The sequence below is a fragment of the Cytobacillus purgationiresistens genome, assembly GCF_030813235.1.
Taxonomy (GTDB): domain Bacteria; phylum Bacillota; class Bacilli; order Bacillales; family Cytobacillaceae; genus Cytobacillus; species Cytobacillus purgationiresistens.
Window position 1 is genome coordinate 57,410 of the sequence record NZ_JAUSUB010000015.1, and the last position, 15,219, is coordinate 72,628.

The 15,219-nt window shown below is 38.2% G+C and carries 19 protein-coding genes; 13 read left to right on the forward strand and 6 right to left on the reverse strand.

What is annotated here, in order from left to right; all coding sequences use genetic code 11:
* Positions 1–22: 22 nt before the first annotated feature.
* From J2S17_RS16475 to abc-f, 3 genes are all read left to right on the forward strand, one after another.
* On the forward strand, positions 23–655 hold the full coding sequence (locus J2S17_RS16475; RefSeq protein ID WP_307476707.1) for a response regulator transcription factor: 633 nt from the start codon (positions 23–25) through the stop codon (positions 653–655).
* Positions 656–842: 187 nt separating this feature from the next.
* On the forward strand, positions 843–968 hold the full coding sequence (locus J2S17_RS16480) for an RAxF-45 family protein (RefSeq protein ID WP_307476709.1): 126 nt from the start codon (positions 843–845) through the stop codon (positions 966–968).
* A gap of 182 nt (positions 969–1,150) precedes the next feature.
* On the forward strand, positions 1,151–3,034 hold the full coding sequence (gene abc-f, locus J2S17_RS16485; RefSeq protein ID WP_307476711.1) for a ribosomal protection-like ABC-F family protein: 1,884 nt from the start codon (positions 1,151–1,153) through the stop codon (positions 3,032–3,034).
* Between the two features lie 101 nt (positions 3,035–3,135).
* On the opposite strand, the gene J2S17_RS28910 is transcribed toward abc-f, so the two are convergent.
* Positions 3,136–3,282 carry a hypothetical protein gene (locus J2S17_RS28910; protein ID WP_370875053.1) on the reverse strand — a complete coding sequence of 49 codons (147 nt, stop codon included), beginning with the start codon at positions 3,280–3,282 and terminating at the stop codon, positions 3,136–3,138.
* Between the two features lie 392 nt (positions 3,283–3,674).
* On the opposite strand from J2S17_RS28910, the gene J2S17_RS16490 reads away from it, so the two are divergent.
* Entirely contained in the window at positions 3,675–5,000 is a 1,326-nt protein-coding gene (locus tag J2S17_RS16490; RefSeq protein WP_307476713.1) for a polysaccharide biosynthesis protein, read from the forward strand.
* Positions 5,001–5,101: 101 nt separating this feature from the next.
* On the forward strand, positions 5,102–5,623 hold the full coding sequence (locus tag J2S17_RS16495) for an RNA polymerase sigma factor (protein WP_307476715.1): 522 nt from the start codon (positions 5,102–5,104) through the stop codon (positions 5,621–5,623).
* Between the two features lie 31 nt (positions 5,624–5,654).
* Here J2S17_RS16495 and J2S17_RS16500 read toward each other — a convergent pair whose 3' ends face one another.
* Positions 5,655–5,918 carry a YbyB family protein gene (locus tag J2S17_RS16500; protein WP_307476717.1) on the reverse strand — a complete coding sequence of 88 codons (264 nt, stop codon included), beginning with the start codon at positions 5,916–5,918 and terminating at the stop codon, positions 5,655–5,657.
* Between the two features lie 171 nt (positions 5,919–6,089).
* On the opposite strand from J2S17_RS16500, the gene J2S17_RS16505 reads away from it, so the two are divergent.
* The 4 genes from J2S17_RS16505 to J2S17_RS16520 all read left to right on the forward strand — a co-directional run bounded on the left by J2S17_RS16505 (position 6,090) and on the right by J2S17_RS16520 (position 8,493).
* Positions 6,090–7,031, forward strand: a complete 942-nt coding sequence (locus tag J2S17_RS16505) for a magnesium transporter CorA family protein (RefSeq protein WP_307476719.1) — start codon at positions 6,090–6,092, stop codon at positions 7,029–7,031.
* Positions 7,032–7,091: 60 nt separating this feature from the next.
* The gene (locus tag J2S17_RS16510) at positions 7,092–7,607 is read left to right on the forward strand and encodes an acyl-CoA thioesterase (RefSeq protein WP_307476721.1); all 516 of its coding nucleotides are present in this window, start codon (positions 7,092–7,094) and stop codon (positions 7,605–7,607) included.
* Between the two features lie 117 nt (positions 7,608–7,724).
* Positions 7,725–8,150, forward strand: coding sequence for an NUDIX hydrolase (locus tag J2S17_RS16515; RefSeq protein ID WP_307476723.1), 426 nt, complete (start codon positions 7,725–7,727; stop codon positions 8,148–8,150).
* 16 nt (positions 8,151–8,166) lie between these two features.
* A complete protein-coding gene (locus tag J2S17_RS16520; protein ID WP_307476725.1) occupies positions 8,167–8,493 on the forward strand; it encodes an SCP2 sterol-binding domain-containing protein in 327 nt (108 codons plus the stop codon).
* Between the two features lie 80 nt (positions 8,494–8,573).
* Here J2S17_RS16520 and J2S17_RS16525 read toward each other — a convergent pair whose 3' ends face one another.
* Positions 8,574–8,918 (reverse strand): GNAT family N-acetyltransferase, encoded by a 345-nt coding sequence (locus tag J2S17_RS16525; RefSeq protein WP_307476727.1) that lies wholly within the window; start codon positions 8,916–8,918, stop codon positions 8,574–8,576.
* 278 nt (positions 8,919–9,196) lie between these two features.
* Between J2S17_RS16525 and cls the strand changes: the two genes are divergently transcribed.
* The 4 genes from cls to J2S17_RS16545 all read left to right on the forward strand — a co-directional run bounded on the left by cls (position 9,197) and on the right by J2S17_RS16545 (position 12,454).
* Positions 9,197–10,711, forward strand: a complete 1,515-nt coding sequence (cls, locus tag J2S17_RS16530; RefSeq protein ID WP_307476729.1) for a cardiolipin synthase — start codon at positions 9,197–9,199, stop codon at positions 10,709–10,711.
* Positions 10,712–11,050: 339 nt separating this feature from the next.
* Positions 11,051–11,236 (forward strand): GNAT family N-acetyltransferase, encoded by a 186-nt coding sequence (locus tag J2S17_RS16535; protein ID WP_307476731.1) that lies wholly within the window; start codon positions 11,051–11,053, stop codon positions 11,234–11,236.
* A gap of 139 nt (positions 11,237–11,375) precedes the next feature.
* Positions 11,376–12,098 (forward strand): 5-formyltetrahydrofolate cyclo-ligase, encoded by a 723-nt coding sequence (locus J2S17_RS16540; protein WP_307476733.1) that lies wholly within the window; start codon positions 11,376–11,378, stop codon positions 12,096–12,098.
* A 71-nt stretch (positions 12,099–12,169) separates the two neighbouring features.
* Positions 12,170–12,454 carry a hypothetical protein gene (locus J2S17_RS16545; RefSeq protein WP_307476735.1) on the forward strand — a complete coding sequence of 95 codons (285 nt, stop codon included), beginning with the start codon at positions 12,170–12,172 and terminating at the stop codon, positions 12,452–12,454.
* 44 nt (positions 12,455–12,498) lie between these two features.
* Here the strand turns inward: J2S17_RS16545 and tatC are convergent, their stop codons facing one another.
* The 3 genes from tatC to J2S17_RS16560 are packed head-to-tail and all read right to left on the reverse strand — an operon-like array spanning position 12,499 to position 15,199.
* A complete protein-coding gene (gene tatC, locus J2S17_RS16550) occupies positions 12,499–13,230 on the reverse strand; it encodes a twin-arginine translocase subunit TatC (protein WP_307476736.1) in 732 nt (243 codons plus the stop codon).
* 16 nt (positions 13,231–13,246) lie between these two features.
* The gene (gene tatA / locus J2S17_RS16555) at positions 13,247–13,468 is read right to left on the reverse strand and encodes a twin-arginine translocase TatA/TatE family subunit (protein ID WP_307476738.1); all 222 of its coding nucleotides are present in this window, start codon (positions 13,466–13,468) and stop codon (positions 13,247–13,249) included.
* 21 nt (positions 13,469–13,489) lie between these two features.
* Positions 13,490–15,199: a GMC family oxidoreductase gene (locus J2S17_RS16560; RefSeq protein WP_307476740.1), complete on the reverse strand. Its 1,710-nt coding sequence runs from the start codon at positions 15,197–15,199 to the stop codon at positions 13,490–13,492.
* Between the last annotated feature and the right edge of the window lie 20 nt (positions 15,200–15,219).

A 15,219-nucleotide genomic window follows, 5' to 3' on the forward strand; every position in this document is an offset into this window, starting at 1 on the left:
AAGTGACTTGGAGGTGAATCACTTGATTAAAGTATTATTTGTTGACGATCATGAAATGGTGAGAATAGGAGTTTCTTCATATTTAACTGCCCAGCCTGATATAGAAGTAATCGGGGAGGCTGATAATGGAAGAACAGCGATTGAAATGGCACTTGAATTGAGGCCGGATATTATTCTAATGGATCTAGTGATGAAGGAAATGGATGGTATTGAAGCTACTAGAAATATTATAGAGCAATGGCCAGAAGCGAAAATCATCATCGTCACGAGCTTTCTGGATGATGAGAAAGTATATCCAGCCTTAGAAGCAGGAGCCACCAGCTATATGCTTAAGACGTCTAAGGCAAGTGAAATCGCCGATGCTGTCCGTCACACATACAAAGGACAATCTGTATTGGAACCTGAGGTCACTGGAAAAATGATGGTGAAAATGAGGCAAAAAAAAGAACATCCTTTGCATGAAGAGTTAACAGGAAGAGAAATGGAAATCCTTCTGTTAATCACTCAAGGGAAGACAAATCAGGAAATCGCTGATGAGCTTTTTATCGCCTTAAAAACAGTGAAGACTCATGTCAGTAATATATTAAGCAAATTAGATGTCCAAGATCGCACACAAGCAGTGATCTATGCTTTTAAAAATTCATTAGTAAAATAAACTGTTAAAAGGGCTATCCATGATAAGCTCTTTTTTGTTGTTTTTAAATACGTAAAAATTTTTAAGTTAGAAAAAAGCCGAGCCTGAGGCAGAGCAAAGTGCTGTGCTTTTCCTATTTCACTATTGCAAAAAAACTGAAAACCGATTAAACTATAAACAATATACAAGAAATGGAGGTGTAATAGAGATGAGTGGAGCTGTTTTAGCGCGTGAAGAATGGATTGAGCATTTAACTATTTTTCGTGCAATTTTTCATGAAGTTGCTGTCAACGGGACAAGTATGCCCTTTTTAGCAATTTCATATGAAAAATAAAACAGTGAGAACATCTCTTTATACCAATATTAAAGCAGGCTGCGGCCGTTTGCTTTAAATATTAAAATGGTGAAATGGGGGCTCAATCAGCTCTCTTTTTTTTCACCCTTTTTAGACCATTGGGAGGATGCTTTCCTATGGTCTTTTTGTGTTTTTAAAATATCTATCTGGAGGAAACAGTTATGATTATTTGCAGTGGACAGCAAGTGGGCAAGATGTATGGGGGAACCAATATATTTGAAGATCTTCAATTTGAAATACATGAAAAAGCAAGAGTAGGTCTTGTCGGCAGAAATGGCAGCGGAAAAACAACCTTATTCAAATTGCTTGCGAAGGCGGATACACCGGATTCAGGCGTTATTCATTGGCAGAAAGGCTGTGAAATTGGTTATCTCGCACAAATACCCCAATTCGCAAAAGGAACAACAGCAAAGGATGTACTAAAAACAGCGTTTAAGGATTTATTGGAAATTGAGCAAAAAATGAAAGCAATTGAATTAATGATGAGCAATGAAATACAAACAGATGAACTTGATAGGCTTATTAAAGAATATGGGGAACTGCAAGAGAGTTTTACGAATCAACAAGGATATGATATGGAAGCCAATGTTGAACGTGTGGCGAATGGATTAAATATCAGGGGATTATTGAAAAAAGACTTTGACCGCTTAAGTGGAGGAGAGAAGACCAAGGTCAGCTTAGGACAGCTTTTACTAAAGAAACCACAGCTTTTGCTTCTTGATGAGCCGACGAACCATTTGGATATGTCAGCTGTAGAGTGGTTATCAAAGTTTCTAAATGAATCGGATGGTACGGTGGTGGTCATTTCTCATGATCGTTATTTTCTAGATGAAACGGTTAACCACATTTTAGATCTTGAAGATGGTGAGTTGACCCAGTATCATACAAACTACTCTGGATATGTGAAGGAGAAGGAAGAAAGGCTACTAATAGAATTTCAACATTATGAGGAGCAGCAAAAAAAGATTAAGAAAATGAAAGAAACGATTAAAAGATTGAGAGAATGGGCAAATCAAGCCAATCCGCCGAATGCAGGACTTCATAAGAGAGCAAGCAGTATGGAAAAGGCATTAAATCGAATGGAAAAGCTCGACCGGCCGATACTGAATCGTAAAAAAATCAGTATGGAACTGGATGTTTCAGGTAGAAGCGGCAAGGATGCTGTAATCCTTAAAGATGTAGCAATGGGGTTTGGCAACACCGTACTGTTTGATAACGTACAAATGCATATCCGCTATCAGGATCGTGCAGTCATCGTCGGTGATAATGGCACAGGTAAATCAACTTTATTTAAAATTATTCTACAGGAAATGAAGCCAGATACCGGGGAAGTAAGAATCGGAAGCAATCGGAAAGTGGGTTATTTATCTCAGCATGTTTTTACTCATAATGGATACGAACAGTTGAGTGTGATAGAGGCTTTTCGTGAAAATTTTTCTGTGACAGAGGGGGATGCTCGGCACATTTTAGCCAAATTTCTTTTTTATGGACACGCTGTGTTTAGGAAGGTGAACCAATTAAGCGGAGGCGAACGAATGAGATTGCGTTTAGCTCAGCTCATGCATGAGGATATTAACTTCCTTGTACTGGACGAACCTACCAATCATTTAGACATTGAATCAAGAGAGGTGCTAGAAGAGGCGTTAGATGACTTTGCTGGAACCATCCTAGCGGTTTCTCATGATCGTTATTTTATCAAACGGCTGTTCAACAAAGTCTTTTTCATTGATCAGCAGAAAGTTTTCTTTTTCGATGGAGAATTCACATGGGCAAGTCAAAAGCTAAAAGAACAGAAAATGCTAGAAGAGACGAAACAGGAGCCAAAAGCAAGAAGCCTAAGAGAAAGGAAAACAAAAGAGGTTGTGTCTGTTAGCTTAGTTGAAGTTGAGAAAGACATTGAGCATGTGGAAATACTGCTGAAGAAATTAAATGGGGATCTCGCTTTAGAAACGTCTTTGGATCGTCTACAAATTCTATATCAGGAAAAAGAAGAAATGGAGCAAAAAAAACGCAAGCTCTATGAAACATGGGAATTGCTTATATAAACGATGAAGAAGAAGCTTTTAACCGCGTAATAAAGGTTAATCGCTTCTTCTATTTTTTAGCTTTACTGACATAAGAATAATCAAAATAATAACGCTGGCATTTAAAAAGAGGTTATAGGGATGATTTCATTCATTACCTTATATTTCTTTTGTATGAAAATTGCATTAACCTGAGCGGCCAAGAAAAGGACGATGCTGGAAATATACCATCCTTGCGCAAAGAGAAAAGTGTTGATAAACCCTAGTATAAGACCAGTAAATAGTAATAAGAGACTCCATACTTTACAAGCTTTTCAATTTGATGATTGAGCTTTAAAGAAAAGCGAGCTGGCTCAGCTGACTGGGGTGTCCGAGTGAGCAGGGGCAACAAGGAGCTATCACCTAATCCGGCAACTGCGGCAATGATATGAATGAGTAAACAAAACCATATAGACCCATGTATAATCATTCATCCGTTTTAAATTTATTGCAATCACTACTATATACAAGCAACAGAGTGAAAATACCTGTTTGTTAAAAATATTTACTTCTCAAGTCTAAATGAAGGTTTGTTGATTAAGGGATATATTTTGGAGGCTAGTCTCATATCATGAAAAAAGGACAAGGTTTTAATAATAGGCAGACATAAAGGAGAGGCAAAATGAACAAGTTTTTTAAAGGACTCACTTTACTTGTTTTAGCAGCTTTTGCAGGTGAGTGTATTGAATTTTTATTGAATATGGTGCTTGCAAGAGAATTAGGTGAACATGGCCTCGGAATGTATATGTCGATTTTGCCGACCATTTTTCTCATTGTGCTGCTGGCAAGCTTTGAGATGCCTGTTTCTATTTCAAAGTTTATAGCTGAAAAAGATCAAAGATATCACTATAGCATGCTTAATCATGTAATTAGATTGACAGTTATTTTTTCTATGATTCTCATTCCAATTGCAGTGATTACTCTTCCGTTTATTACAGTTTTTAATGAATATCACCCGCTTATGCGCTGGATGGCCATTATCCTCATCCCGATTGTATCATTCTCCTCCATTGCTAGAGGTTTTTTTATGGGAAGGGAACAAATGGGCAAGATAGCGACTGCAAATTTCTTGAGAAAGCTCATTCAGCTTTCACTTTTAGTCGCATTATATCATTTTTTTCAGTTCGACACAGGTACGGCAGTATTTATTGCTATATGTACATTTGTTGGCAGTGAACTCGCCATCTTTGCCTACTTTATCCACATGTTCGTAATCCAATATCAAAAAATGAAAAAAGCGCCATATGAAAGTTTAAGTGGGATGACCGTATGGAGAAACCTAATGGGCGTATCGATTCCAACTACTGGGTTAAGAATATTTCATGCACTCTCACACGCTATTCAGCCTTTCTTAATCAAAGCTGCCCTGTTGAAATCGGGGATATCGGCTGATATAGCCACTGAACATTTTGGAATGATTGCAGGGGTTGCGATGACGATTGGTCTATTCCCCGCATTTATTGCCCATTCTTTTATGGTCATGCTTATTCCAACCGTATCAAAGGCATTCGCTGAACATGAGTTAGACCGTTTACAAAAACTTCTACAGCAAGTGTTCTTTATCACTTTCATTTACGGGGTTCCTGCTGTTACATTCTTTTATTTCTTCGCAGAACCTTTGACTAGCCGTTTCTTTCATTCAACAGACGCTGCAATATATGTCCAATTATTATGGCCATTCTTTCTTTTACATTTCTTTATTATGCCTATGCAAGCCTTTTTAATTGGACTCGGTTTAATGAAGGACGCCTTTTATCATTCTGTATGGTCTACCATCATTTCATTTGTTGGTATGTATGTGTTCGGCTCAATGGATTCTCTGCAAATGGGGGGTGTCATTATGGGAATCAACCTTGGAGCAGTGCTTCTCACAATGATGCATTATTTAACGATATGTAAAAAGATTGGAGTTTCTCTTATCCTTGTGCCAATCAAAAGATTTAATTAATAAATGTTGAAAAGTGTAGGGGTAAATTTGATTTCATTCGTCTAATAGGGTGAGAGATTAAAAAGGGGGAAGGGAAATGAGGTTTCCCGCTCAATAAAAAGATGAATGAATCAATTGAAACTTATTTTGAAGCGTGTGTATGTGAGCATGGACATGCGCTTTTCCGATATATATATTCGTTAGTACACCATAAAGAGCTTGCTGAGGATCTTTATCAAGAAGTACTTATTTCCGCTTATCTAGCACTCCCATCATTTAATGAAGAAGCAAAAGTAAAGAATTGGCTATTTAAAATTGCATTAAATAAATGCAGAGACCATTGGCGGAAGGAAAAGACAGCTAAAAAGTTTTGGGAAGAAAAGGTGCATTTATATACTGATGGTATGTCGACAGCCCCTGTCCCAGAGGAGGAGTGCATTCAGAAATGCCATCAAGAGGAGGTTGAGCAGCAGTTGAGTGAGCTGCCTGATATTTATAAGGAGCCTCTGTTTTTATTTTATTATCATCATCAAACTTTAGTTGAAATCAGCAACGAAGCAAATCTTCCGCTGTCTACCATCAAAACAAGGATGAGGCGGGGGAAGGAAAAGCTATTACCAAAAGTAAAGCAGATGAGCCTTTAAAAAAGAATAACCTAAGGGAGACTCCCTTAGGTTATTGCTGTTCTTTTTCATTAAAGTAATTGACTGAATATAAGGCACCTTCACTAACCATATTATTATCCCCTGTATCTTGTGGGTGTGGATGCCCTGTTTTCATCATTGTTTCGTCTTGCTTATTATATTTGTATGGAAGATAGTTTTTAATTTTTGCAGTCAATGTTTGCAAGCGGCTGCGATTGCCTTTGTTTGCTAAAAGTAAAACACTTGTAATCCCAACCCCTGCTAAAATATAAGAGTTTTTTGGACGAGAGTTCATTTTTGTACTCCTCCTTTTTTCATTTGAAATGATAGGGCTTTTTTAACTTAATAAGTATTTACCCTTTTTGAAAAATTGAAAACATAGTTTCTATCATTTTGTTTCAATTCACATACTAAACGGGAATCATCTTGATTAGTTACATGAAAAATGAAAGTGAGGGCCATGGATATGGAGTGGGCTTTTAATGAGAATAAGTGGAAATGGTTCAAAATAGACGATATGAGTGAAATGAAAATTGATTACGACGAAAGGCATTCGGATGATATAAAAAAATGGTATCATGATCTTTCACAGCGCGAGACCAATCGTTTAAGAATAAATACAACAAACCACGATAATGAATCAATTAGTGGAACCCTTATTTATCAGCAAAAATTAGAAGCCCAAAATGAGAATAGAATCCTTCATTTTTTCTTAACGAAAAAATTTCTGATCACCATTAATGCTGAAGTGGAAATTAAAGAACATTTAGAAATGAGTGTTTTACTAAAAAAGATGGATGTAGCTAATCAAGCAATTGACGGATTTTTTGTCCTTCTTGGAGAGATGCTAAATGAGAGCATTATCAATATTGATAAGTTTGAAATTCGATTAAATGATGTTTTATGGAAAATTAAAAAGAAAAACGGGATTGACAGGCTTGAAGAAATATATAAATTAAGACATGAGTTATTGATTTGGAAAAATTTTATCATTCCGTTTGAAGAAATCAGACTAGCGCTTGAAGAAGCCTTTGGTGAAGGGATTACTTCATCAATAGCGTATAAGCGGACATCCAAACGAATGGAAAGAAGTATGATGCTGATTAAAGAATATCAGGAAGAAATCGATCATCTTGTTAACTTCGAAGAGATGGTGTCCACGCATAGAGGGAATGAAATCATTAAGACACTGACAGTCATAACGACCTTGTTCACACCAGTCAGTGCTTGGGGAGCATTATGGGGGATGAATTTCAAATTCATGCCTGAACTAGGGTTAAAGTGGGGTTATGGGATTGCCCTATGCATTATTCTCCTTTCTACACTTGCCCTATATTATTTGCTGGTCAAAAAAGGCTGGACCGGTGATACTTTGCGATCCAAAAAGAAAAATACCTTTTTTAAATAGCGAAATATCGGTTATGATAAAGGATGTAAATCATTGATTCATCAATGAAAGGAGGACATCATGAGAGAATCGAAATTTTGTAAAGAATCATATGTTGTGAAAACGAGCATTGTTCAACCGCCAGATACGAATAGCCATGGGACCCTTTTTGGCGGAAAACTTATGGCATATATAGATGATATTGCTGGAATAGCAGCCATGAGGCATGCAAGGCAGTCGGTTGTAACCGCATCAACTGATTCAGTGGACTTTTTACATCCTATTTATGAAGGAAATGCAGTATGCTTGGAAGCCTTTGTTACATATACAGGCCGATCATCAATGGAAATTTTCGTTAAGGTCATTGCTGAAGGCTTATTGACAGGTGAGCGGAATGTTTGCGCCCTATCTTTTTTAACTATGGTGGCAGTGGATGAGAATGGCAAGCCTGTTCAGATTCCCACAGTTGTTCCTGTAACTGATGAGGAACAAAGTCTGTACGAAAGTGCGAAAGAGAGAGCTGACAATCGGAAAAAGCGAAGAAAAGATAGTGAGCTTCGTGCAAAAAACTTTGGCACAGATTTACCTTGGAAATAGAAAAATGCAGCGTCAGACAAAGGCGCTGCATATTTTTTGTAAAAAAATGAACAGCCATTCATATTATTGCAGGAAAATGTCCAAATAAAGTTGAATGTAACTATACGGGGTGAGTAGATGTTTATTGTCAATGTAGAAGGTGCCGTGCATTTCGGAGGTAAGTGGCTGGTTATTGAAAGGAGCTTGCTTGAGGATCATGCAGCTGGAACGCTTTCACTAGTAGGTGGGAAGGTTGACAGAGAAGGCTTTGCAAAACATATTTTAGAAACCAGTGTGCAACGGGAAATATTTGAAGAAGTGGGTGTGAAGGTTAAGCAGCAGATGGATTATGTCAGAAGCACATCCTTTGTGGCTGACGACGGTGCCCATGTTATTGATGTTGTTTTCTTATGCCAGTATGAAGGCGGAGAAGCATATCAAAAAAGTTCTGATGAAGTTGGTGCCGTTCACTGGCTAACCACAAAAGAAATAATCCATCATCCACTAGCACCCGTGTGGTTGAAGGAGAGCATCCTTGCAGCAGAAAAATTAAGAAAAAAGTAAAAAGAGGGGGAGCAACATGTCAGTAATAACTGAACTACATCAATTAACAGAGAAAATGAATGAGAATCCTGAGCATATTGAAAATGAAAAAGATCGTATTTACCAAATTGATTTAAAAGAGAGCGGTCCAATCCAAATAATATTAAAAGAGGGTAAGGTTCACACGGAGGAAGGAATTTCGGATCAAGCTGAGGTCACATTAAAATTGACTGATCAAAACTTTTCCAATTTGCTTAAAGGCACTTTAAACACAACAGTGGCCTTTATGACAGGCGGTCTAAAGGTCGAAGGCAAAATGGGCCTCGCTTTAAAGCTGCAGGAAATTGTAAAAAAATATCAATAGTTAATACTCAGCCAGCTCTCAGCATTGGAAGCTGGCTGATTACTTCCTTTTAGGGTAGCATGGATCTGCTTTTAATTTCCTTATAAAAATAAGACCATATGATCTTCATCAAAGTAATTGTCATCTATTTTCAAGGCGTGCCGCTCTTTGCCATATGGTTCAAAACCTAAAGAAGCATATAGCTTCAAAGCGGGGATATTCAGAGACATAACCGTTAATTGAACTTGCTCTATTTCAGGGGTTTCCCTTGCTGTTTTAATAGCTGTAAGCATCAGCTTTTTTCCTGCTCCTAATCCGCGCTTTTCTTCAAGGACATACATGGCAAATATAGAAGATTTATGCTTCATCTTTAATTTCGACTCTTTGAAGAGCGTTACAGCTCCTATCAATTGATGATCAATGAATGCACCGAAAGTTTCTGACATTGGTGATTGCAATCTTTCTTTATATGTATCAATTGTATATTGCGCTTCTTCTTCAAAACTTGCTCAAATGCTTCAGGATGCTTTTTTAATCCTTCTAATCTGAGTGAGCGATACATCTCTGCATCGGCCATTTGTATTTTTCTAATTTCCATATAAACCTCCGAAAGCTGTCATTTAATCATCAAAATAGGAAAAGATATTTATACATTAGTTTCCTAAATTAACATATAGGGTATTATTGCTAGGCAAGGTATTTTTTAGATATGGAGAAAAATGTGATGAAAAGTCGTCGTCGAATTGAATTTGTGTTTGCATTTATATTAGTAGCTACATTATATATTTGCTTTTTTGTAGAAACAAGTAAATTAATTGTGATTCTTTGTTTATTATTTTACTTAGGTACAATTTTTATTATTGCTTATTCTATTATGCTTGAGAACCGTTCACCTCAGCACTCCTTGCTATGGATTTATGTAATCGTATTCTTCCCGGTTTTTGGTTATTTCTTTTATTTATATTCAGGTCAGCTCTACATGAAGGGGTATCTGTTCAAGAGTAAACGCAGCAGCAATCGCGAAGAATGGAAGAACCTTATGAAGATGGAGGACGATCCTGATGTTTCTTTTTTGCAGGACGGTCAAATGCGCTTTGCAGAGTTCGCAATTAATACCGCATTAACTCCTATGACCACAGGCTCCAAGGCTAAGGTTTTGAAAAATGGTGATGCGACCTTTTTTGAAATTAAGAGAAAATTAATGATGGCTAAAAAGTTCATTCATATGGAATATTATATCTTTCGCTCTGACAGACTAGGGAAAGAGATTATCGATATTCTAATCGAAAGAGCAAACAATGGTGTGGAAGTACTCTTTATTTATGATGCCGCCGGCAGTATGCAGCTAATGGCTGATGATATAACAAGAATGGATAAAGCAGGTATTAAAGTTAAGCCATTTTCTCCATTAAAATATGGTTTTTTTAATCAGAAGTTCAACTTTCGTAATCATCGGAAAATAATTATTATTGATGGTGAAGTAGGATTTACGGGTGGGTTGAACATTGGTATAGAATATTTAGGCCAGGATGAGTCAGTAGGGTTCTGGAGAGATACACATTTACTCCTTATGGGAGAAGCAGTATACACACTCCATACGATCTTTTTATTAGATTGGGAATACATATCAGGTGAAGATGTACTGGAGGATTATAGATGCTACCGCACAACGGTTCAGGATGAAGTGTTGGACGGGGCTGTCCAGGTGGTTGGGAGCGGACCCGATACACAACAAGGAATTATGGGCGATTTCTACTTTTCTATGATTTCCTCTGCAGAACAATCGATTTGGATTGCGACCCCTTATCTAGTCCCTGATGAGGCAATTAGAACCGCGTTGAGAGTAGCGGCAGCAAAAGGGATTGAAGTAAGAATTCTTGTACCGGAAATAAACGACAGTTTTCTGACGCAATATGCAAGCAGGTCATATTTCCCTGAACTGCTTCGATATGGAGTAGAAATATATTCGTACAAAAAGGGTTTTCTTCACCAAAAAATAATCATCGTAGATGGGAACTTAGCTTCTATCGGTACCGCGAATATGGATATGCGCAGTTTTCATCTTAATTTTGAAGTGAATGTATTCTTATACGGTTCAAGCTCTATACGGGATCTTGTTGCAGACTTTGAAGATGATATGAAAGAGAGTACGAGAATCAGTCCTGTTCAATTTTATAAACGAGGATTCTGGGAAAAATCAAAAGAATCATTTGCTCGGCTTTTTTCTGGGGTACTATGATAGAAACTGCCAAATTGGCGGGTTTTGTTGTGTTTTTCGGACCCTGCTTCCGATTTGTTCAGACCCTCTGCACATTTCGAAAGTAGCTTCCGAATGTTTACTTTTAAAAGGGAAAAGCCACTGTAAAATCGAAGGAGACAATGATGACAAGAATGGAAGGAAATCTGGTTTACCTACGATCGACGCCAAAGAAATTGAAGAATTTGCCAGTGGTTATGATCGGGGTAAGACCACAATTAATATACCACACCCTTTATTCAAAGGGTTTTAATGGCAGAGTGAAACGGCAGGGTTGCGATTTTTATTGTCATCCTTAGAGAAACAAAGTCACTTATCGGTTTGATTAATATAAGTATCACAGGTGCACATCTTAGGGGCAAGCTTGGTTATTGGATTGGTAAGACCTTTTGGGGGAAAGGTTATGGAACAGAGGCAGTCAAGCCTATCATCGAATATGAATTTGAGAAGTTAGAACTGAATCGCATTTACGCGGGTGCGTTAACCAGTAACCCAGGATCATGGTGAATAATGGAGAAGACGGCCTTCAAACATGATGGTGTGCTGTGGCAGTATGCCATTTGTTTTGGTCAACCGGTTGATTTGACGTATTATAGTGTTTTAAGGGAAGAATATAATATAAAAGAGGATGAGGAGTGCTTAAGTTTTGGTAAGTAAGCGTGAGATTCGCGAATACATATGGACATTGCTTGAAGAGCAAAAGCTTGGAAGATTTCCTTTTCCGTTGAAAAATCGCATTCCCAATTTTAAAGGAGCAGAAAAGGCCGCCCATTTTGTCACAATGATGCCAGAATATAAAAAGGCAAATATAATAAAAGTAAACCCAGATTCTCCGCAGCTGCCAATCAGAGCACAAATCTTACGTGATGGTAAAACATTATTAGTACCAACACCGAGGTTAAAGGCAGGGTTCATTATGATCAAGCCGGAATGGGTGCCTGAAGGGGAGGAAAGAAAAGCTGCAAGTCTTTCACATATAAAGTCGTATGGTAAAGAAGTGAAATTAACAGAAATTCCAACAATCGATCTATTCTTTGCAGGATCAGTGGCTTTACATCATGATGGAAGGCGAGTTGGTAAAGGGGAAGGCTATGCAGATAGAGAGTATGCAATTATTATGGAGCTGGGAAATCCTCTGATTCCGGTGATTGGAACCATTCATAGCGCACAGTTGACGACAGCGGATATACCAAGGGACCGCTATGATTTAACGGTCGATTGGATTGCGACGGAAAAAGAACTCATTAAGACGGATACCCCGTATCCTAAACCAGAGGGGATACAATGGGAGCTAGTGACGGAAAATGAGCTGGAAGAAATGCCGATTTTAAAAGAAATAAGGGGCCTTACTAAAAAAAATTATCAATGAACCACATTTGAAACCGGATTATAGTGATATGTTTCAATTAAATTATATCGATCATTGGAGGGGAGGCAACTGTGAAATTAATTACTACACATCCTTATATAAAAGTGACCCGAAAAATAGATTGGAATGTTCAAAAATATGATGAAGAAATAAGAACAATAGAATTGTACGATGAAACGATTATTTGGATGGAAGAAAAAGTATCCATTGAGGATGTTTTCGATGTTTCCTACAAAATTTCAAAAGCGAGTATGGGTGTATTATACTTGCATACGAATAGAGGTGTTTTCCCGTTCTATGTTAAACAGGCGCCTGATGATTTTATCGAGCATTATAAGCTATTAAAAAAGAAGTAACCAACTGGATGAAAACTCCACGATGGTTACTTCTTTTTTGTTTGTTAAGCGTCATTCGGCTGAATATCCTGTTGAACGGCTACCCGCTTTTTAAAGCTTATTCTCGAGAGCAGAATGCCTAATTCGTATAGCCCGATTAATGGGATCATTACTAAGATTTGCGAAAAGAAATCAGGCGGTGTAATTAAAGCAGACACCACTGCTAAAACGAGATAGGCATATTTCCTAATTGAACGGAGCATATCAGGTGTAACTACGCCGATTGATGTTAGGAAAACTAGTAATAGGGGCACTTCAAATAGAAACCCGAATGGAATCGTTGACATCAGCAAGAAAGAAAAATACTCTCTTGCCGTAATCATCATAGCAAAGTTTGTTTCTCCAAGCTTCATAAGAAAACCATAGATAGTCGGAAAAACAATAAATAATCCAAATAATAAGCCCACTACAAAGCTTAATAAAATGGCTGGAAAAAACAAAACAGACATCTTAGCTTCCTTATCACTCAAAGCAGGCTTGATAAACAGCCATGCTTGAAAGGCGATAAATGGGAGGGAAACGCCGAGACTTAAACTCCCGGCAATTCCTGTATAGAGTCTGATGACATCCAGAGGTCCAAGCATAACGAGTTCATAATGATTCGCAAGCAATGGGATAAGCCGATTGATAAACACTAAACAAATGATAAAGCATAAGAGAAAGAAAATGAGTGAACGAATGAGCACTTTTCTAAGATCAGTTAAATGTTCTACTAAAGTTTGCTCGCTATTTTCCATATGCAAGCTCCCCTATCTAAGTTGTTGTTTTATTCGGTTCCTCTTCTTCTTGCTTAGCAGCCGTTGTGATTGGTTCTTTTTCACTATCATCCATGATTTCCCTTGTCGATTTTTTGAATTCTGATAGTGTTTTTCCAAAAGCCGACCCGATTTCAGGAAGTTTTTTTGGGCCAAAAATAATCAAGGTGATGACGAGAATAATGATTAAACCGGGAATTCCGATATTCGATAAACCCATGATAATCAGCTCCTTTGATGTTTAGGCGAGCAGTCCGCCTTCTTTGCTGTATTTAAGGATTCCTTCTGCTGCACGGAAGGATAGAGCGCCTACTGTTGAGGTAGGATTATAGCCTCCATTATGTGCAAACGCTGATGCTCCAACAACAAACACATTATCTGCATCCCACATTTGCAGATAATTATTAACGGCTGATGTTTCAGGCTCAGCTCCCATAATCACTCCCCCAGTATTATGGGTGGTTTGATATGGTACGATGTCATAACTTTCAAGATTCGATCTTTCATTAACATTATTGGCACCCATTTCACGCATGATTTGATCGGAAATTTTCCCAATATAATTATAAAGATTTCTATCCTGATCAGTAAAGTCATACGTCAATCTCAGTAATGGCAGCCCATAGGCATCTTTATAGGTTGGATCGAGATCCATATAGTTGTTTTTCGTTGGCATAGAAGCACCTTGTGAACCAATCCCTAATGAACGAGTGTAATACTTAACCGATTGTGCTTTGAACTCTTTGCCCCAGTTTGGTGTTCCGGAAGGCACTGGGTTGCTAGCGATCGGACGACTGCCCGATTGGTTAATGGATATGGAACCGCCGTGAATGAAATCAACATCTGAATGGTCGAAGTTATCACCATTATAATCATCGACAGTTGCACCAAGCGCACCGGCACCCATAAAGGTATTGAATTGCTCCTCTTCAAAAAATCCTGTTGAACCAGGGAGGATCTGATAGCAATAGTTTTTGCCAATGACACCAGAACCATTATCAGGGTTATAGGGTCTACCTAATTTGGAGGAGAGCAATAATCTTGAATTGTTCATTACATAGCTAGTTAAAACAACCATTTCAGCGGGCTGGATAAATTCTTCTTTCGTCAGCACATCGACGAATCTTACTCCAGTTGCCTTTCCGCCTTCATGGATGATCTCAGTCACATTTGAATAATTTCTTATATCAACATTGCCCGTCTCGCGTGCAAAGGGGATAACTGCAACTGTTGGATCTGCCTTAGCACCATACTCACAGCCGAAACGCTCGCAAAATGCGCAATACTGGCAACCTGCAATCGTTGCTCCATATGTATTTTTATATGGTTCACTTAAATTGGCAGATGGCATATGATACGGATTCATTCCTAGTGACTTTGCGGCATCTTTGAATTTTTTAGTGAGCGGTGTTTCTTTCATTGGTGGTGTTGGGTAAGGAATCGAGCGTTTAGGCCCAAAGTGAGCTTCCTCTCCGCTAATTCCAGCTACCTTTTCATACATGCCGAAATAGGGTTCCAGCTCATCATAAGTAATGCCCCAATCTTGAAGCTGCAGGCCTTTAATCTTTCCTTCACCATATTTCTCAATTGTTTTTGATTTGATTTCAAAATCATATGGGAGAAATCGATAACTTTGGCCATTCCAGTGTACGCCGGAACCGCCAAGACCCTCTCCTAAAAGGAAAGACCCAAGCTGACGCATAGGTAATGCACGTTCCTTCATATTATTGCGAAAAGAGATGGTTTCTTTAGACAAATCTTGCATTAGCTCATAACGAATAGCATAGCGCAGCTCGTCATGAACGACGTAATAGTCTTTTAGACCGCGTTCTTTTCCACGCTCAAGCCCTATGACTTTGAGTCCTTCCTTTCCTAATTCAGCTGCAATGATGCTGCCTGCCCAACCCATACCAACAATGACAACATCCGTTTTAGGTAAAGTTTCAGCCATGTATAATCCTCCTGTTTGGG